The sequence below is a fragment of the Hwanghaeella sp. LZ110 genome, assembly GCF_048892525.1.
Lineage (GTDB): Bacteria > Pseudomonadota > Alphaproteobacteria > UBA8366 > Aestuariispiraceae > Pacificispira.
The window spans coordinates 188153-207559 of sequence record NZ_JBLZHT010000004.1; the positions used below are offsets into that span (position 1 = coordinate 188153).

The window sequence follows — 19407 nt, forward strand, 5'->3', positions numbered from 1 at the left end:
ACTGCCGATTGCCGATCATCCCATAGTCCATTAGTTTGCTACGAAAGTTTACTGGGCCTGTAACATTATGACGGATTCAGATAAAGGCGCTCTCCTGCCGCAAGGCCGGGAGTCGGTGATGTTCAAAACCCTCCGTCAGATGATTGATCTTGCGGGGGTAGGCCTGTTTGAAACCACCGTTGATGGGCAATATCGTTTTGTAAATCTGTCTTTGGCTAAAATGCTGGGCTATGAATCCGCCATCCAGTTGATGACTGGAAACCGCACTTCCGGCAGTTACTATGCAGACCCAAAAGATCGAAGCCGGTTCATGCGCCAGATTGAAAAGCATGGCGAAGTTCGGGGATTTTTGAGCGCCGCTAAACGTGTCGATGGATCTGTTATCTGGATAACGGAAAACGCGACCGCGTTACAAGACGCCAAGGGTGAAGTTACCGGTTATGTTGGGTCAATATCCGATGTGACCGAACTGGTGGAAACCCAGGCACGGTTGATCGAAACCGAGGCTGATTATCGCCGTATTTTTGAGCGTGTATCGGAAGGTATTTATCGCTCTTCCCTTGATGGCAAACAACTGCGCGCCAATCCCGCGTTGCAACGCTTGAACGGGTATGACAGCGAAGAAGAAACCTTGAAAAAGGTGCATGATATCGCGTCGGAATGGTATGTCGATCCAAACCGTCGGGAAGAATTCAAACGCCTGCTGGACGAAAATGACAGTGTTGAAAATTTCGAATCGGAAATCTATCGACACAAAACCCGCGAGCGTATCTGGATAACGGAAAATGCCTATGTGGTTCGCGACGAGGGTGGAAATCCCCTGTTCTATGAGGGGACCGTACAGGAAATAACCGCCCGCAAAGAGCATGAAAAACTACTGAAGGCCGCCAAGGAATCCGCAGAAGACGCCAATCGCGCCAAATCCCGGTTTCTGGCGAATATGAGCCATGAACTGCGCACGCCGCTGAACAGCATCATTGGATTTAGCGAACTGATCCAAATGCAGCCACATGGTCCGATCGGATCCCCAAAATATTCGGAATATCTGGGGGATGTGCAAAAAAGCGCCCTGATGCTGTTACAATTGATCGATGACATCTTGGACATCGCCAAGTTGGATGCGGGAAAGATGCAAATCCAACATGAGCTATTAAATGTCGATGATCTGGTTCAGGATGCTATCACCATTCTGGCCCCCAAGGCCCGAAGTGGCGGACTGACTCTGCAAAAAGACGTTCCTGGCGATATTCCAGACCTTCTTGGCGACAGCCGACGCATCTGTCAGGTATTGGTAAACCTATTGTCCAATTCCGTGAAATATACGGATCCGGGCGGCACGGTAACCGTGGCCGCACGGCTGGACAGACCATGGCTAAGCCTGATTGTCGAAGATACCGGTGTCGGCATTCCCAAGGAAGATTTGGCGCGGGTTTTCATTCCCTTTGAGCAGTCAAGCTATGCCATAGGCAAGGCCAAAGACGGGACCGGATTGGGCCTGCCTCTGGCGCGGGAGCTTGTGGAACAGCATGGCGGTCAGATCACGCTGGAAAGCACTGTCGATGTCGGAACGACTGTGACGGTGCGCCTTCCAATGTTGCCCCCACTGGAAGATCCCGCGCCTTAGAAAGGTGGGTCCTAATCCGATCCGCGGACCGCAATCGTTGCGCCTGGCTTTGGTCGAAAGACCCGCTGCACAAAAATGACAGCAGCGGCAATGCCAATCCCAACCAAATCAGTATACAGCCCCCCTTCGATCATCGACAAAGCTGCAATGACCAACGCGATGCGCAGGAACCAGACGGCACGGCTGCCAAAGAACCAGCCCTGCACCCCTGCCGACAGCAGATAGACCCCAACAATCGCAGTCACGGCTGCCCGCAAAATCTCCAGTGTTTCCCCCTCCATCAGAATGGCGGAGTTATAGAAGAACATGAACGGCACGATGAAGGCAGATATCCCGATCTTGAAGGACGCAACCGATGTCTCCATCGGATTGGCACCCGATATTCCCGCCGCCGCATAGGATGCCAGCGCAACCGGTGGGGTGATTGCAGAGACCACGGCAAAGTAGAAAACAAAGAAATGCGCCGTCAGCATCGGGATTCCCAATTCAACCAGACCCGGTGCCACCACGGAGGCCGCCACAGCATAGGCCGCCGTGGTTGGCATGCCCATGCCTAACAGAATGGCAATACACATGGCAAAGAACAGGGCGAGCAATTGCGATGCTTCCGCAAGACCCAGCAGAAGGTTGGAGAATCGCGCCCCAACGCCGGTCAGGGAAATCACGCCAACAATGATCCCGGCACAGGCACAGACCGCGATAATCTGAATGGACATCAGTCCGGCCAGATTAAAGGCCTTCACAATGGCCTTTGGTCCCATTCTGTAGGGTGTTAGCCAACTTACCACTGCTGCCGCCGCAATCGCCAATGTTCCGGCGCGGATCACGGAATAGCCCTGAAACAGGGCATAAATCAGAATAATGATCGGTATGAACAGGAAAACCTGCCGCATCATCTTGGCCAGCTTTGGCAATTCCTCTGAGCGCATACCGCGCATGCCCAACTTTGCGGCCTCAAAGTCGACCATGAAATAGATAGAAACGAAATACAGGATGGACGGAATAATCGCGGCAATCGCGATCTCAGTATAAGGAATACCGGTGATTTCCGCCATGATGAAGGCCCCTGCCCCCATGATCGGCGGCATGATCTGACCGCCTGTGGAGGCTGCGGCTTCGATCGCGCCGGCGGTCTTTTTGTGATACCCGACCTTCTTCATCAGGGGAATTGTCAGGGACCCTGTTGCCACAACATTACCGGCCGATGTGCCGTTGATCATCCCCATCAGGCCGGAGGCGAAGATCGCAACCTTTGCCGGTCCGCCGCGCGCACGCCCGGCCAATGCAAAAGCGAAATTGACGAAATAATCGCCGACTTTCGAGGCCTGCAAAAACGCCGCAAAGATGATGAACAGGATGATATAGGTCGATGAAACCGCCGTCGTCGGCCCCAGAATACCCGCATCCGTATAGACCTGGCTGAAGAACCGCTCCCACGCGATGGGGGGAGAATTCAGGAATCCTGGCAGATACTGACCAACGAAGACATAAATCAGGAAAATCACCGAAATCACAACCAGGGCCAATCCGGCAACCCGGCGCGTCAATTCCATGATCAACAGCACACCGGCAACTGCAGAAATGGATATCCCGATCGGCGCGAACGGTGTGCCGGTGGAATTGCGCATCAGTGTGTCATAGATCGTGATCAGATAAAATGCGACGGCAATCCCGCAGACCGTCAATACAATATCAGGCAGTGTATAGCCGCTGCGCACGCGGCGATGAAACCAGGAAATGACAATCGAGCCGACTGTCGCGATCATCAGGGGCAGTCCGAACAACCAGGTTTCATTGAACTTGATCGTTGCATCCATACCGTTCCACATGACGTCATTTGATATCTGGAAGGCGAAATACGCTACCATCCCGGTCGCCATTAAGGAAAGCGCCAGCAACAGATAAGTCACATAACCAAGCGTCTTTGTTTCCTCTGATGGATCTTCGGCAAATTTGGCCCCTGAAAACAAAAGAAATCCCAAAGCCAATGCTCCGGCGACGTGAACGATCCGGAAATTCCAGGTTTCCATAGGGAATGTCGGTAAAAACGGCAGATTGATTAGGTCCGATGTCATGCCGGATACGGAAAAACCATTTAGCGCCAGAATATGAAACAACGAGTAGAGAACCGTCAGGCTGCTCATCAACAACAGGCCGCGCCCTTCGAACAGGCGGCGATTGCCCTCAACCGGTTCCTCATCCACACCATCGGCGTGAATTGGCATGATTTCATCGGTGTCGTCGGATTTATCGTTGCTCATTATCTGCCCCTTTAGCCTTTATGGCGCAGTTCATAGCGCCATCCCTGTTTTTTTATAGTGCCATAGTCTCAGAACGATTGCACAAAATGAAGGCCGCACCCGATCAATCGGATGCGGCCAATCATCATTTCAAACCACAGGCGTCGTCTTACATGCTGCCGTGGATCATGTCTTTGGGAATGGATGCGCCATTCTCATTGAACCACTTTGCTGCACCCGGATGCCAGGGCAGGAAGGTGTTCTTGTCCCAGTTTTCAACAACGGTTGACCGGGCTGCCTTGTGAATATTGACCATGCGGGCATTGTCCGACATGACAACCTTGGTTGCCTCGTAAACAAAGGATTCCGGCAGGTCGCAATTGGCAACGGCAAAGTTCCACATGGACACCGAACGCGCCGGCTCCTTCAGCGTGGTATAGGTATCAGCCTTGATTTGGAAATTGGAAACCGGATAGGCCTCCATGATTTTGGCCTGTTCTTCTTCCGTGAACTCGATGATGTTCACTTCGGTCTGAACTTCCAACTGGCTGACCGCAGGAACAGGCACACCGGCTGCAAAGGCAATCACGTCCAACAGGCCATCCTGAAGTTGCCCGCCCAGATCAGACCAGCCCCCATTGCGGCGTTCAAATTTCACGCCCAGGGTTTCCAGCATTTTCGGGAAATAGGTATCAGAGGTCGATCCAGCCGGACCAAACCCGATTTTCGCACCCTCTGGAATATCAGCAACAGAGGTGATACCCGATGATTTCAGCGTCGTGATTGAAAACGGCGTTTGATACATGGGGAACATCGCGCAGGCATTGGTCATTTTCAGACCAGGCGCAATCGGGTTCGTGCCGTCCAGGGATTCCCGCGCCGGACCCATTGTGGTCATGCCGAAAGCGGCATCGCCGGTATGGACCAGTGCCATATTCTGCATCGGCCCACCGGTGACTTCGCCACCGCCAGAAATGCCCAGCTCATCGGCCACCAGATTTGCCCAGCCAGAGCCATAGGCAAAGTAAGTTCCACCCTGAGACGCTGTGCCTACGGTAAAGCTGTCAGGCCAGCCGGTGCGATCTTGTGCAAAGGCACCCGTTGCGGAAAGGGCAACAATGGTTGCCGCGCCGATAATCTTTGAAATTTTCATGAATGACTCTCCCTGTTTCGTTTGGTTGGGGCTAATTTTGCCATAACCCCTTTGGTTACCCAACCTCGTACATAAATCAAAACGAGAGAGATTCAAGCGATTCCGCGCATTGCAGATCAAATTACTCTTTTTTGTCCAAGCCTGATTTTTTGATCCAATCGGCATAGCTGGGACGGTCTAATTGAAAACTGTCCTGCGTTCGGGTGTACCAGCCACTGCCATGCAGCCGCCCGATCATTCCCAAGGCAGGCGTGTCGATATACCCCTTATCAGCATCCAGAATATAGGCATCATCGATGCGTATGCCCAGAACCCGCCCGATGGCAATGACCTGCCCCGGTCCAGTCACGACCGTTGTGTGGGTTACGCATTCGAATGAAACCGGCGATTCAGCAATTTGGGGGGGCGTCACATGCAGGGATGGGCGTGCTGTCAGGCCTGCTGCAGAAAGCTCGCTAACGTCACTTGGCGCATCCATTGAGGTGATGTTCATCTGTTTCGCCAAGGATTCAGGCACCAGATTGACCACGAATTCCCCCCTGCTCATTATATTCGCCGCCGTATCTTTGAACCCCTTCTTTGGGTCCCGAAGAAGCCCGACCACCACCGTTGCAGGATTGCTGCCCATGGCATTAAAGAAGCTGTAGGGGGCGGCGTTCACCACCCCCTGCTCCGACAAAGAGGTCACCCAGGCAATAGGCCTTGGCGTGATGGTCGATGTCATCAGCTTATAGGCGATCTGTGGATCGATCTGTGCGACATCGAAATCCATGCTGATTGCTCCCCTTGCCTTGAACCCTAGTCTTCCGCGCTGATCGCAACGACCGGATGGCGGATCTTGCCGATCCCTTCGACGCAGGCAACAACGACATCGCCCGGCCACAGCCATTCCTGTGGTGTCCGCCCTGCCCCGACGCCTTCCGGCGTGCCTGTTGCGATGATATCGCCTGGCTCCAGCGTCATGCCCATGGAAATGTCAGAAATCAGGGTCGGGATTTTAAACAGCATGTGGCGGGTGTTGGACCGTTGCTTTTCCACCCCATTGACGGTCAGCCACAGATCCAGCCCTTGCGGATCGTCGACTTCATCCGCGGTGACAATGCAGGGCCCGAACGGCGCGAAGGTGTCCTGACCCTTGGAATAGATCCACTGACCCGCACGACGGTTATCCCGCGCGCTGATATCGATCATGACGCTGTACCCGAACACATGGGACATGGCGGTATCCTCGCCAACCTTGCGGGCGGTGCGCCCGATGATGACGGCCAGTTCAACCTCCCAATCCAATTGCTGGGTTAGGGCCTTGTTGTGCTCAATGGCGGCACCGGGACCGATCACGGTCGTCGGCGGTTTGGAAAAGATCACTGGCTGGGTCGGCAGGTCCTTGGACGTATCCAGGGATTTACTGGATTCCGCAACATGTTCGACATAATTCAGACCGATGCCAAAAATATTCTTTCGCGGGCGGGGAATGGGGGCCAACAGGGTCACATTCTCAATTGGCAATGCGCTTCCAATCGGCCAGCGTCCATCGGCTTCCACCAGGGCATCTTCAACCGCAGCCAGACCAGCCGGCCCTAAATCAATCAGGTCCAGCATGGATGTCGGGAATTCCTCCCCAAATGCTGCGCCCAACAGGCCGACATCAATCACCTGATCGGATTTCACAACACCCAAACGGGCCGATGCTTCAACCGAAGCACGGAAGGTAACAAGTTTCATAACACACCCTTTTCGTCAGATTATCTGGGGATCAGGCGGATAGCGGCTGGTTGCCGCCATTATCGCCAAACGCTTCTTCGCGATACAGGCCCAGGGCCTTCATCACGGGTAAATCGTTGAAACAGAACAGACAGGCATCCTCTCTGTCCGATGCATTGGCATGTTCATGCCAGGCCCAGGAGGGGACACAAAAGATGTCGCGCTCCTGCCAATCAAATCGCTGACCGTTTATGATCGAATGCCCGCTGCCCTTGGCCACTTGATACAGATAGCTGCCGGTATGGCGATGTGCCTTCGTCGCCTCGCCAGGTCGCAGCATCTGCATACTGGCCCCAATGGTTTGCATGACCGGGCCAGCAGTCACAGGGTTGATATAGTTCATCATCACGCCATCGAACGGGGACCCATCCGTCGTCGCCGCATATCGGCTCAACGCCTCATAGGTTGGTTCCCATTCGTATTTGAACATCGGGGAATAGGCCTTTTCCCAAGCGCCGCCTACCGGGGTCAGGCCGGGATTGCCCCAGGTCTTGGTCATATCATCCACGGCATAGCCCACAGCTTGACCTAGATCCGGATGCACCTGATAGAAATTTGCTTCCATCGCATTCACGAAGGGGATATCCAAACCATCCTGCCAGATACAGGGGCTGCCCCCTTCGTCCACGCCATGTTCGTGCCAGGTGCCATTGGGCGTCAGGACAAAATCATTGCGCCCCAGGGTCATCTTGTGCCCATCAACGATGGTATAGGCCCCGCTGCCTTCCATGATGAAACGCAGGGCAGAGGCGGAATGGCGATGCGCAGAGGCCCGTTCGCCCGGATGCATGACTTGCAGACCGGAATACAGCCACCCTACCGCCGCAGCAACATCGGTGCGGCCCGGATTATTCAGATAGATCACGCGACGCCCAGCCTTTTCCGGTGTCACCAGATCAACCGACCGCATCACATGGTCGCGCAGGTCATTATACCGCCACAGCATGGGAACAGAGGAGGACTGCGGCTCCCACGGTTCAATCTTGTTGGCGACCGTCCACAAGGCCCCAGCATTCAGGTCATCCAATTCATCGTAATAGGCCAATAGCTCCGGCGTATCATCGACATTGGCGCGTCCGGCCACATCTTCCTGATAGTTCTGACGGGTTGCTGGCATCACACACATCCTTCCTGCACAAGCGGGGTGGCACTCAATGACCCGTAGTGTGGCCTGTCATATTTTCGATGTAAATAAAGATTTTCGAAAATATTGCCATAACGAAAAAATCAGGCTAGAAGAAAGTACTGAGAAACAACAGTAATCGAAGTCATGACACTGGCAGAACAAGCCTATCAGCAGGTCCGATGGGATATCATCAGCGGTGCCCTGCCCCCCAATCAACCGCTGCGGCTTGAGCAGTTGAAACAGCGCTATGGCGTTGGGTTCTCCCCGATACGGGAGGCCTTGAACCGGCTGCAAAGCGACCGGTTGGTGGTCAATGTCGCGCTGCGCGGTTTCACCGTTGCCCCGATATCCATTGCCGAAATGTGGGACGCCATCGAAACCCGCTGCCTGATTGAAAGCGATGCCCTGCGCCGGTCCATCGACAAAGGCGACGATGCCTGGGAGGCGCAAGTTGTTGCCGCCTATCATGCCCTGATGCTGAAGGCGAAAAGCGTCTCAACCCTGCCGCGCCCGGTAAGCGATGCGGATCTGCGCGCCCTGGAAGAGCGCCACCATGCCTTTCATCGCGCCTTGATCGCGGGGTGTCAGTCCCAGTGGCTGCTGGATTTTGCCGATAAGTTATATGTCGAGACAGAGCGCTATCGCTTCCCGAACCTGCGGGATTCAAGCCCACTGCCGGACCGGGATATCGGCAATGAACACCAGGTCCTGATGACCACGGTCCTGGCGCGGGATGCCGATAAGGCAACAGAGCTGTTACAGGCGCATTATCGCAGCACCGGGCGAATTCTGGCAGACTTGATCGGCCCCCTCACCGCAGTGTGATTTGCCCCCCAGGCCAATCGCCCCATATCCGCCCCCAACAGCAATCTGTTTCAGGGTCGGAACTCCAATGGTGCAACTGTCGCGCAGAATTCAGTCTGGCAAGCATGACGTGACGCGCCGCCTGTTCAACGGGCTGGCGCTGGGTTGCGGCGTCACTTTCATGGCGGGATTTGGCGGCCTTGCCCGCGCATTAGCCCCCAGCGCCAAGCGTTGGGACCGATGGCAGGCGCACGCCCCCGCATCGACACGCGCGATTGATCACAGCGCATGGAGTGACCTTCTGAACAGGTTTGTGGTCGTGCAGCCCGGCGTTAATCTGGTGCGCTATGGCGATTTTGACGAGGCCGCCACGCAACAATTGGATGACTATCTGACCCTGTTGCAGGCGGTGCCGGTCAGCAGCCTGAACCGGGACCAGCAATTTACCTTCTGGGTCAATCTGTATAATGCCCAGACCGTGCGGACGGTGCTGGATCACATGCCGGTATCGTCTATTCAGGACATCAACATCTCGCCAAGCCTGTTCGCCACCGGCCCCTGGGGTGCGGACCTGATGCGTGTTGAGGACCAGGACCTTTCTCTAAATGATATCGAACACCGCATCCTGCGGCCCATCTGGCAGGACCCCCGCATTCATTATGCCGTCAATTGCGCCTCCATCGGCTGCCCGGATTTACAGCCACGGGCCTTTACGGCCGATACCCTGGAACAGCAACTGAATGGGGCCGCAGAAGCCTTCGTGAATTCAGAAAGAGCCATTCAGATCGACGGTGATCGCCTGATCCTGTCCAGCCTGTATGATTGGTTCTACGAAGATTTCGGCGGGACCGACGCATCCTTGCTGGACCATCTCAAGCTCTACGCCGCCCCCACCCTGAAAGCCCGCCTGGACGGGTTCAGTGCCATCTCAGACGACCGGTATGACTGGTCCCTGAACGCCGCCTGAACCCTGTCCAGAGGCACTTTTAGAGATTAGATGTGCAATGCGCGCATTTGGTTGCCTTGATTGGCACGCTGGACAAGCACAGCGGACAATCCTTGGTCGTCGGATCTGCCGGTGGCGGGGCCTTTTTCAGCCGGTTCATCTGTTTGACCACAATGAAGATCGCGAAGGCGACGATGATGAAGTTCAAGACATTGTTCAGGAACAGCCCAACATTAATCGTCGCCGCCCCGGCTTCCTGAGCCAGCGCCAGGGTGGCATAGGTCTGGTCGGACAGGTTGATAAAGATTTCGCTGAAATCCACGCCGCCCAACAGCATGCCCAGCGGCGGCATAACGACATCCTGCACCAGGGATGCGACGATCTTGCCGAACGCCGCCCCCAGGATCACGCCGACAGCCAGGTCAATGACATTACCCCGCATCGCAAATTCTTTAAATTCCTTCAGCATTGCTATTCTTCCCTTTCAAGCAACACGCTGCGCCCCCAGACTCGCCCTGAGCGCCAGACACATAGGAAAAACCCTATAAAAAACTCTCCCCCAATTCGCTGAATCGGGCAATTGTTTTGGCATCCCTTATTCTCTGCACCCAACTGACACTCAGATTCGTTTTTGACAGGATTGAAACCATACTTTATTTGTGGATTTGTATCTTCGTCTATCCATTTGCTGATGCAAACAGATTCGGCGTCACGATCCGCAAAAGGCGCGTGTATGAACACAATCGTTAAGAATACGCTGAAACACTATCACCAATCCGCCTGCGGTAATCTTCTGGTCGGGCACTTGCATAATTCCGGGTCCAGTTTCTACGCGATCCGTACCGAATACAGAGATCAGGACCGATTCCCCGGCGCCTATCTATTAATGCTCAGCACAGAACTGGACGACATTGACCCCCCTTACCTGTTCAAGCCGGCCTATGAATTTCCAATGGTGATTGATCTGGGCAAGGACTGGACCTTTGACATTCAGGTCAATGAACAATTGCCCTTTCTGCCGGTCACCCATCGCCCGCCGCTTGTGCTGAAGGATGGATGCTTCTACCTGCCCCTGCATAATGATGATGTGTCGTATAACTGCGCCACGGGCCAGATCGAAATCGGCACCCTGACCCAGACCCCGGAAGATGCCAGCTACATGGTATCGCGCAGCCTCTACAGCATCTCCATCCCAAATCCCCAGACGCCCAGCAAACGAACCCCGGTCTTCCACTGGCCCGAAACCAAACTGGAACCGGTTTCTTAGCGGGACGGGCGAGGTTTAGATACTCGACGCCACAGCACATTTTGTGTCACACAAATGTGCCGCACATTTGCCCGATGGGTCTGGAAAAAGTCCCGGTTTTCTGCGGTTTTTAGGAATTGGCGACCCCTACGGGATTCGAACCCGTGTTGCCGCCGTGAAAGGGCGGTGTCCTAGGCCTCTAGACGAAGGGGTCGCGATCGAGGCGCGGCGGTGACGCCGCTTCGTATGCGCAGGGATTTACCGAGACCCGGGGGCTAGGTCAAGCGCCAGTTTTCATTCTATCGACTTTTCTGAAAAATCTGTGAAATCGCCCCCTAAACTTGGGGCAATGACTAAAACGGCATGGGGATTGCATACAAATCTGTGGGCCCGTCTGTTTGCGGTCCACTTATTAACGGTAAGAGGCTTGCCATGGTTGCTTATTCTATGTTCTCCCCAGCCGTGAGCGCGATGAACGCGCAATCGCTGGCCTTTCAGAACATCAGTGACAACATCGCAAACAGCACGACCACCGGCTATAAGGCCGGACAGGTCCGCTTTCAGGAGATGGTCGCCTCTAAATCCAAAGGCAGCACATTCAGCAATTTTCTGGGCACACAGGCCAATCAGCAGATTTTCCGGGACAAGGAAGGCGTCATTTATGGCACCCAGCGACGCCTGGATGCGGCGCTCTCCGGATCAGGGTTTTTTATCACCTCGCCCAGCCTGACGCCGTCCGATGATACGCTGGAACTGACCGATGCAGGCATATTCGGCGAATCCGTCGTTTCCAATGGTGGGGCCGAAGAGGTCTATCTGACCGACCTTAAGGGCAATTACCTTATGGGCTGGCCGTATGATGTGGCGACAGAGACATATTCCGTCGACACAAACTCTACCGCCGGGCTTCAGCCAATCCGTATCGATCCGGAAGGCAATGTTTATGAGGCCGTGGCAACCACGGAAGGCGGCCTGAAGGTCAACCTGCCCGGCACCGCTGCAACCGGAGAAACCTATAGTTTTGACCTGCCGGTTTATGATGGCACGGGCGACGATGACGGTTTCAGTGACGAACAGCAACTGATCGCGACTTTCGTCAAAAATGCTGCTGCAAATACCTGGGATATGACAATCAGCGGGACAGGCGGTACCGTCGCCACCCCGGCCGTTCAGCCTGTCGCCGTGACATTTGATGCCTCTGGCAATCTGACGACCGTAAACGGTGTCGCCAATACCCCCCTGGACATCTCTGTTTCCTGGGCCGATTCCGGCGCGACGAATACCATGACGCTGGATCTGTCCGGCACCACGCAATATGGCGGCAGCGTCACCCAGGAAAGCTTGTCGTCGAATGGCAGCGTTCAGGGTCAATTAAGCTCTGTCACATTTGGCAAGGATGGCAATGTCATTGGTAACTTCACCAATGGTCTTCAGCGTCCCATCGGGCGGATCGCGGTGGGCGATGTTGTCGAGCCAAACCGATTGGTGCGGACAGGCGATACTCATTTCAAACTGGGCGCGAATTCAGGCACGCTGCAACTGGTTGATCTGGCAAATACCAGCCGCGTCACCTTCTCTGCCAACTCATTGGAACAATCGACAACCGACCTGGCCCTGGAATTCAGCACCATGATCATGACGCAACGGGCCTATTCCTCCGCCGCGACAAGCTTGAAGACGGTGGATGAAATGGTGCGCACGGCAACCGAGCTTAAGAGCTAGTTTTTTAGCAAATACGTCGTCACAAACGAGTCCGTTTGTTCAGGATTTGCTCTGGCGGGCCTCGGCCACATCATCGACCATGATCTGAACTCGGTCGACGCCCTGCCAGCTGTCTTTGCGAAGGCGACCGACCAGATGCACGGCACGATCGCCCCTTGCGCGCAGCAAGGCTTGCCCCATCGGGGTATCGGCACAGCGAAAGGCGATGCCTTTCAGGCGTCCACCCATCGCATCCCCGATCAACAGCTTCACATGATCCTCCCCGACGATATCGGCCTGATACAGGCGTGCATCGGGTATGACAAATCGCGGCTCGGCATTGCCCTGACCAAAGGGTTGCAGGCGTTCCAGCGCCTCGACCAGCGCCAGAGACGCCCCCCCGACACTGACCGTGCCATCCAGGCGCAGCACAGGCACCAGACCGCCCTGCCCGGCTTCCCTGTGCACCCTGTCCTGCAGAAAGGCTTGAAGGTCAGCCAGACTGGTGGCAGCGACGGTGAAACCCGCCGCCATCTTATGCCCCCCGCCATTGATCAACAGATCGCTTTGGCGTGCGGCGATGATGGCCGATCCCAGATCAATGCCCGGGACAGAACGTCCAGATCCTTTCCCCATGCCGTTTTCATCCAGCGCAACGACACAGGCGGGGCGGTTATAGCGTTCTTTCAGACGGCCCGCGACGATGCCAATCACGCCTGGATGCCAGCCCTGGGCGGCGACCAGAATCAAGGGCGCGTCCGTATCTCCGGCGGCTTCAACCTGGGCGATGGCTTCATCCAGGCAGATTTTCTCAATTTCACGGCGTTCTTCGTTATAGGCATCCAGACGCTGGGCGATCACCTGGGCGCGGGTCGCATCATGGGTCGACAGCAATTCTGTGCCCAAGGCAGCCTCTCCCACGCGCCCACCGGCATTGACCCTGGGCCCCATCAGGAAACCGGCATGATAGGTGCCGGGCGCCTCATTCATCCGTGCAACATCTGCCAGGGCATTCAGGCCAATATTACCCCGCAATCCCATGACCTTCAGGCCCTGGGATACCAGGGCGCGATTGACCCCGACCAGCGGCACGACATCACAGACAGTGCCCAATGCGACCAGGTCCAGATAGGACATCAAATCCGGGGCAGGTCGGGATTTGAACCAGCCATCCTCTTTCAGCAGGCGATTGACCGCGACGATCAACAGAAAAGTAACCCCGACAGCGGCCATATGACCATGAGGGCTGTCTTCATCCAATCGGTTCGGATTGACCACGGCCAGAGCGTCTGGCAGGCGGGGTTCAGCCACATGGTGATCGATGACGATGGTTTGCACGCCCTGTTGTGCCGCCGCACTCAACACGTCAAAGGCGGTGATGCCGCAATCAACCGTGATCACGACCGAAGCCCCCTTTTCCTTCAGGGAGACCAGGGCGGGCAGGTTCGGGCCATAGCCTTCTGCAATGCGATCTGGAATATGACTGATGATCCTGCCGCCCACCGCCTGGACAAAGCGGATCAGCAAGGCGGACGAGGTTGCGCCATCGACATCATAATCACCAAAGACAGCAACCAGTTCCCCCGCCTTGATCGCATCGGCAATCCGGCGGGCCGCCTTGTCCATATCCAGCAAATGCATGGGGTCTGGCAGATCCCGGGACAGTTTCGGGTCCAGAAAGGCCTCCGCCCCCTCCAGAGCAATACCACGGGCCGCCAGGGCGCGGGCAACAGGTTCTGGCAGGTCGAACCGCTGTGCCAAGGCAGCGGTCAGCCGGGGTTCATCCGCGCGCGCCTCCCAGCGCTTGCCGGAAGCAGAAAGGGAGACACCCAGATAACCAGACTGTTGATCTGTCGGCAGTGCTTCGGCCTGCATCGGGTGTCTTCATCCTTTTCTGCGAAACGCGGTTAAATCTTGATCCAGTCTTTACGAGAGAAATCATGCACCGTTTCGATCTTGCGAACGGTTCCGGTGGAGGAGCGCATAACCAAAGACTGGGTGCGGGCACCGCCATCGGTCATCTTGACCCCATGCAAAAGATTCCCATCGGTAACGCCAGTCGCAGCAAAGATAACATCGCCTGCGGCCAGTTCCATCATATCATATTTACGGTTCAGGTCCTTGATCCCGATACGATCAGCGCGGCCCTTTTCTTCATCATTGCGGAACATCAGGCGACCCTGGAATTGCCCCCCGATACAGCGCAGGGCGGCGCAGGCCAGAACCCCTTCCGGCGCACCGCCAGAGCCCATATAGACATCAATGCCGCTGCTGGCCTGGCTGGTCGCCATCACGCCATAAACATCGCCATCGCCAATCAGATTGATGCCGGCCCCGGCCTCCCGCACGGCCTTGATCAGGTCGGCGTGGCGGGACCGGTCCAGAATGCAGACCATCAGGTCGGAAACTTTACAATTCTTTGCTTCGGCAACGCGGCGCAAGTTTTCCGCAGGAGTGTCATCCAGATCGACAATCCCTTGGGGCAGACCGCCACCAACAGCAATCTTATCCATGTAAACATCTGGCGCATGCAACAATTTGCCATCTTCAGCAAAGGCAAGGACCGCCAGGGCATTGGGCTCCCCTTTTGCCGTAATCGACGTGCCTTCCAGTGGATCCAGCGCGATATCGACACGCGGACCATTGCCGGTGCCGACCTCTTCACCAATAAACAGCATCGGGGCCTCGTCACGCTCCCCTTCGCCAATCACGACACGACCACGAATATCCAGCCGGTTCAGCGCGGTCCGCATTGCGTCCACCGCTGCCTGATCGGCTGCCATATTGTCGCCGCGCCCGCACCATTTCCAAGAGGCAATTGCCGCCGCTTCTGTCACGCGGGCTGCATCCAGCACCAAATTCCGATCCATATTCACCATTTATCGCTTCCTCTTATCACATGTATTGTTCGGGCCGCTTGGCGACACCGAATGTTTATCAGGCCCCGGTTATCGTTCGATCCGGATCACATGCGGCGGTTCTATCACCGCCGACAGTTCTTCGATCCGGCCCAGCGCCCGCTTCATTGCCGCTTCCGTCGTCTCATGCAGCGTCAAGACGACATCCACAGGTTCATTCGGATCACGGCCCCGTTGTATAATCGATTCCATCGAAACATGCTCGTCCCTCAGCGCGGCTGTCACGCCCGCGATCACACCTGGCTTGTCGATCACGCGCAGGCGCACGTAATAGGCCCCTTCCCGCCGTTCAATTGGATGGCTGGCAGAGGGCAATAAATGCGAGACAGGAACACCAAAAATCGGTCCGAAACGCCCTGCGGCAATGTCCATGATATCACTGACAACCGCAGATGCCGTTGGCCCCGCCCCTGCGCCGCGTCCTTCCAGAACCGTCGTGCCCACCGGATCGGCCTGTGTCACCACGGCGTTGAACACGCCTTCAACACGGGCAATCGGCGAATTTGCTGGCACCAGAACCGGATGGACACGCTGCATCACACCCTCACTGTCAGCGGAAGCCATTCCCAACAGTTTGACGCGAAAGCCCAGTTCTTCTGCGAAATCAATATCAACGGCGGCGATGCGGCTGATGCCTTCAATATAGACACCGTCAAAATCAACCGCCCGTCCGAACGCCAATGTCGCCAGAATGGCAAGCTTATGGGCGGCATCGATCCCCTCAACATCAAAGGTCGGATCAGATTCGGCATAACCCAGCTCCTGAGCCTCCTGCAGCACCTCTTCATAAGCACGACCCGTATCACGCATCGTCGACAGGATGTAATTACAGGTGCCGTTCAGAATGCCCTGAACACTTTCGATCTGATTGCCAGCAAGGCCTTCCCGCATGGCCTTGATAATAGGGATACCCCCGGCAACCGCCGCTTCAAAGCTCAGCGCAGCCCCTTGCTCTTCTGCCAGTTTTGCCAGTTCCGTGCCGTGGATTGCAATCAGGGCCTTGTTTGCGGTCACCACATGACGCCCGGCCTTTAGGGCTGCCTCGCAGACCGCCTTCGCGGTCCCTTCACTGCCACCGATCAGTTCAACGACCACATCACAATCGGCCTGCGACGCCATTGTCACAGCATCGTCAAACCAGGCGATCGAGCCGATATCACAGGCGCGCGTGCGATCACGATCCCGCGCCGAAACAGCGGTCACCAGAATGGGGCGACCGCTGCGGTGCGCCACTAATTCCGCCTGTCGTGCCAACAAGGACACAACACCGGCACCAACGGTACCAAGCCCTGCCACCGCAACTTTCAATACCTCGGCCATAGCCGTTTACTACCCCCTATGCGAAGACCAATTCGGCGCCTGCACGGTCATGCATCCGCCCCGCCAAGAAAACTGCGGATGTTGCGCAGCGATTGGCGTATGCGCTGGGTATTCTCCACGAGCCCAAAACGCAAGTACCCCTCGCCATATTCTCCAAATCCAACGCCCGGCGCGACGGCCACTTCCGCCTTTTCCAATAACAGTTTTGAAAACTCCAATGATCCCATATTCGAAAACCGGGGTGGTAAGGGTGCCCAGACAAACATGGTGGCTTCCGGCGATGGAACGACCCACCCAGCGCGGGCCAGCCCCTCAACCAACACATCGCGGCGTTCCTTATACAGGGCGCGAACCTCGGCGACACACTCCTGTGGCCCGTTCAGCGCCGCGGTTGCTGCGACCTGGATGGGGGTGAACGCCCCGTAATCAACATAGGACTTAATCCGCGCCAGGGCCGCGATCAGCCGCTTATTGCCCGCCGCAAAGCCGATACGCCAACCCGGCATGGAATATGTCTTGCTCAGGGACGAAAACTCCACGGCGATGTCTCTGGCATTCGGAACCTCCAAAATCGACGGTGGCGGTACGTCGCCAAAATAAATCTCAGAATAGGCTATGTCGGACAGGACGAAGATTTCGTGATGACGACAGAAATCAACGACCTCCGCATAGAAATCCAAATCAACGCATTGCGCGGTTGGATTCTGAGGGAAGTTCAAAACCACCGCCAGGGGTTTGGGGATGGAATGCGCCACAGCGCGGGCCAGCGATTCCATGAAGCTGCGGCGAAAGACGTCCAGCGGCTGATCCATCTCGCCCCCCGCTGGCATACTGCGCACAGCCCCGCCAGCCATTATGAAGCCAAAGCTGTGGATGGGATAACAGGGGTTTGGAACCAGCACAACATCGCCCGGGCTGGTAATCGCCTGAGCCAGATTCGCCAACCCCTCTTTAGAGCCCAGCGTCACGATCACTTCGCTTTCAGGGTCCAGCGACACGTTAAAGCGTCGCTCGTAATACCCGCTCAATGCCTTGCGCAGACCGGGTATGCCGCGGCTGGTGGAATAGCGATGCGTGCGGGGGTCTTTCACCGCCTCAATCATCTTGTCGACAATGTGTTGGGGGGTCGCGGAATCCGGATTGCCCATACCGAAATCGACCACATCAACACCCGCCTGACGCAGCTTGGCCTTTGCCGCATTGACTTCTGCAAAGACATAGGGGGGAAGGCGTTTTATTCTGTGAAAATCGGACATTACAACCGCATCCTCATGCTACAACTGAACACCAGTCTCTCTGTCTAGGTCCCTACAATGAGGCCAAGACGGTCATACTGAAATTCTCTGCTTTTAATATTGCAGGAAGATTTCGGCGCGGCGATTTCCAGCCTCTCCCGCCTCGGTTTCCTCTGAATATTTCAATTCCGTGGAGCCCCTGGCATCAACGACGATATCATCCAGGGGAATGCCCGCATCGACCAATGCCTGGCCAACAGAGGCGGCGCGGTCCAGCGATACCTTATAGTTCACAAGCGCTTGTTGAGATTGCGAACCCTGCGCGCCGGACTGGCTGGAATGGCCCACAACAACGACCCGCTTGCCGCCATCACGCTGATAAATCTGCGCGACCTGCCTCAGAATTCCACGGTCCCGTTCGGTCAGAGCCTCCCCACCAGACGGAAAGTAAATTGTTGCAATCATCTGTGTTGCCGTGGGGGCAGCGGCCACGCTGGCTGTCTGCTGGGCGATTGGCGCAGCAGAAGGCGGCGGAGCAGAAGGCTGCACCGGAGCCGTCCCGGCAGAAGATGATGTCAAAGGCTGGGGGGTTGGCGCAGGCTTTGGCGCAGGGCTGGCCGTTGCGCTGGCCGATGCGCTGGGGGCTGGCGCCGGGGTTGGTGCTGGGGTTGGGGCTGTCGCCAAAGGTGCTGGCGCTGGCGCCGGTTTAGGGGCCGGTGCTGGCGCTGAACTTTCCGGCGGTGGTGTGATAGAAGACGCCGTTGGCGGTTCTTCAGGAACCGCGCTTGGTAATGGGGCGGCTGAAATGCGCACCGGAGGTGCTTCGCGGCGAATAACTTCGTCCGTATAAAGTGCGTTTTCACGATCTGCGGCCAAAACATCCGACAGCTTCATATATTCCCGCTTTATCGACGGTTCTTCCGGCGCTTCGGGCACCGCCCCTAACTGCGGATAGGGCCCGTTGGCTCCTGGAACCGGCTTGGGTTCGGTGTTTTCAGCCGCCTTATCCGCGTCACTGCCTTCAAACCATTTGACGGGGTTGACGGCATCCACAACGTCCTTGCTGGATTCACAGGCCGTCAACAGGACCGGCACGGCTGCCACCAATAGAATATGCATCGATCGCCGCATCACCGTGTCACCCATCGCTCTTAGAACCAACATCAGACCTGTCACCCTTTTTAAATCCCGCCCTTTTCCCAAGCGGCGCATCATAGAAGCCATAGGCGCCAGCGGCAACCGAGCGATTACAAACCAATACCCCTAAATTCGACGTATCAGGATTCACTGGCCTTGGGTTTTACGTTGCAGTTCAGTATAACCAGCATAGCCT

General features: G+C 56.1%; 16 protein-coding genes and 1 tRNA gene. 5 read left to right on the forward strand and 12 right to left on the reverse strand.

The genetic code is table 11. The annotated features are described in order from the left end of the window. Positions 1–118 precede the first annotated feature (118 nt). Complete coding sequence (locus ACOSDM_RS09575) at positions 119–1624, forward strand: PAS domain-containing sensor histidine kinase (RefSeq protein WP_420724284.1); 1506 nt, start codon at positions 119–121, stop codon at positions 1622–1624. 11 nt (positions 1625–1635) lie between these two features. Here the strand turns inward: ACOSDM_RS09575 and ACOSDM_RS09580 are convergent, their stop codons facing one another. The 5 genes from ACOSDM_RS09580 to ACOSDM_RS09600 all read right to left on the reverse strand — a co-directional run bounded on the left by ACOSDM_RS09580 (position 1636) and on the right by ACOSDM_RS09600 (position 7895). Next, positions 1636–3885, reverse strand: coding sequence for a TRAP transporter permease (locus tag ACOSDM_RS09580; protein WP_420724285.1), 2250 nt, complete (start codon positions 3883–3885; stop codon positions 1636–1638). Positions 3886–4033: 148 nt separating this feature from the next. Continuing rightward, positions 4034–5017: a TAXI family TRAP transporter solute-binding subunit gene (locus tag ACOSDM_RS09585; RefSeq protein WP_420724286.1), complete on the reverse strand. Its 984-nt coding sequence runs from the start codon at positions 5015–5017 to the stop codon at positions 4034–4036. A 121-nt stretch (positions 5018–5138) separates the two neighbouring features. Next, complete coding sequence (locus tag ACOSDM_RS09590; RefSeq protein ID WP_420724287.1) at positions 5139–5789, reverse strand: flavin reductase family protein; 651 nt, start codon at positions 5787–5789, stop codon at positions 5139–5141. Between the two features lie 26 nt (positions 5790–5815). Then, on the reverse strand, positions 5816–6739 hold the full coding sequence (locus tag ACOSDM_RS09595) for a fumarylacetoacetate hydrolase family protein (RefSeq protein WP_420724288.1): 924 nt from the start codon (positions 6737–6739) through the stop codon (positions 5816–5818). A gap of 31 nt (positions 6740–6770) precedes the next feature. Further along, positions 6771–7895 carry a cupin domain-containing protein gene (locus tag ACOSDM_RS09600; RefSeq protein WP_420724289.1) on the reverse strand — a complete coding sequence of 375 codons (1125 nt, stop codon included), beginning with the start codon at positions 7893–7895 and terminating at the stop codon, positions 6771–6773. A 153-nt stretch (positions 7896–8048) separates the two neighbouring features. Between ACOSDM_RS09600 and ACOSDM_RS09605 the strand changes: the two genes are divergently transcribed. Beyond that, positions 8049–8729, forward strand: coding sequence for a GntR family transcriptional regulator (locus tag ACOSDM_RS09605; RefSeq protein WP_420724290.1), 681 nt, complete (start codon positions 8049–8051; stop codon positions 8727–8729). A 67-nt stretch (positions 8730–8796) separates the two neighbouring features. Then, a complete protein-coding gene (locus ACOSDM_RS09610; RefSeq protein ID WP_420724291.1) occupies positions 8797–9675 on the forward strand; it encodes a DUF547 domain-containing protein in 879 nt (292 codons plus the stop codon). A 19-nt stretch (positions 9676–9694) separates the two neighbouring features. Here ACOSDM_RS09610 and mscL read toward each other — a convergent pair whose 3' ends face one another. Continuing rightward, positions 9695–10129, reverse strand: a complete 435-nt coding sequence (mscL, locus tag ACOSDM_RS09615) for a large conductance mechanosensitive channel protein MscL (RefSeq protein WP_420724604.1) — start codon at positions 10127–10129, stop codon at positions 9695–9697. Positions 10130–10387: 258 nt separating this feature from the next. Here mscL and ACOSDM_RS09620 point away from each other — a divergent pair, with 258 nt between their 5' ends. Then, a complete protein-coding gene (locus ACOSDM_RS09620; protein WP_420724292.1) occupies positions 10388–10921 on the forward strand; it encodes a hypothetical protein in 534 nt (177 codons plus the stop codon). 117 nt (positions 10922–11038) lie between these two features. Here the strand turns inward: ACOSDM_RS09620 and ACOSDM_RS09625 are convergent. Then, positions 11039–11114, reverse strand: a tRNA-Glu gene (locus ACOSDM_RS09625). 218 nt (positions 11115–11332) lie between these two features. Here ACOSDM_RS09625 and ACOSDM_RS09630 point away from each other — a divergent pair. Further along, the gene (locus ACOSDM_RS09630; RefSeq protein WP_420724293.1) at positions 11333–12622 is read left to right on the forward strand and encodes a flagellar hook protein FlgE; all 1290 of its coding nucleotides are present in this window, start codon (positions 11333–11335) and stop codon (positions 12620–12622) included. A 39-nt stretch (positions 12623–12661) separates the two neighbouring features. On the opposite strand, the gene recJ is transcribed toward ACOSDM_RS09630, so the two are convergent. The 5 genes from recJ to ACOSDM_RS09655 all read right to left on the reverse strand — a co-directional run bounded on the left by recJ (position 12662) and on the right by ACOSDM_RS09655 (position 19238). Beyond that, on the reverse strand, positions 12662–14476 hold the full coding sequence (gene recJ / locus ACOSDM_RS09635) for a single-stranded-DNA-specific exonuclease RecJ (RefSeq protein ID WP_420724294.1): 1815 nt from the start codon (positions 14474–14476) through the stop codon (positions 12662–12664). Between the two features lie 32 nt (positions 14477–14508). Continuing rightward, positions 14509–15471 (reverse strand): class II fructose-bisphosphatase, encoded by a 963-nt coding sequence (glpX, locus tag ACOSDM_RS09640; protein ID WP_420724605.1) that lies wholly within the window; start codon positions 15469–15471, stop codon positions 14509–14511. Between the two features lie 78 nt (positions 15472–15549). Further along, positions 15550–16839, reverse strand: coding sequence for a homoserine dehydrogenase (locus ACOSDM_RS09645; protein WP_420724295.1), 1290 nt, complete (start codon positions 16837–16839; stop codon positions 15550–15552). Positions 16840–16886: 47 nt separating this feature from the next. Then, positions 16887–18095, reverse strand: a complete 1209-nt coding sequence (locus ACOSDM_RS09650; RefSeq protein ID WP_420724296.1) for an LL-diaminopimelate aminotransferase — start codon at positions 18093–18095, stop codon at positions 16887–16889. 93 nt (positions 18096–18188) lie between these two features. Further along, positions 18189–19238: an OmpA family protein gene (locus ACOSDM_RS09655; RefSeq protein ID WP_420724297.1), complete on the reverse strand. Its 1050-nt coding sequence runs from the start codon at positions 19236–19238 to the stop codon at positions 18189–18191. Positions 19239–19407: the final 169 nt, after the last annotated feature.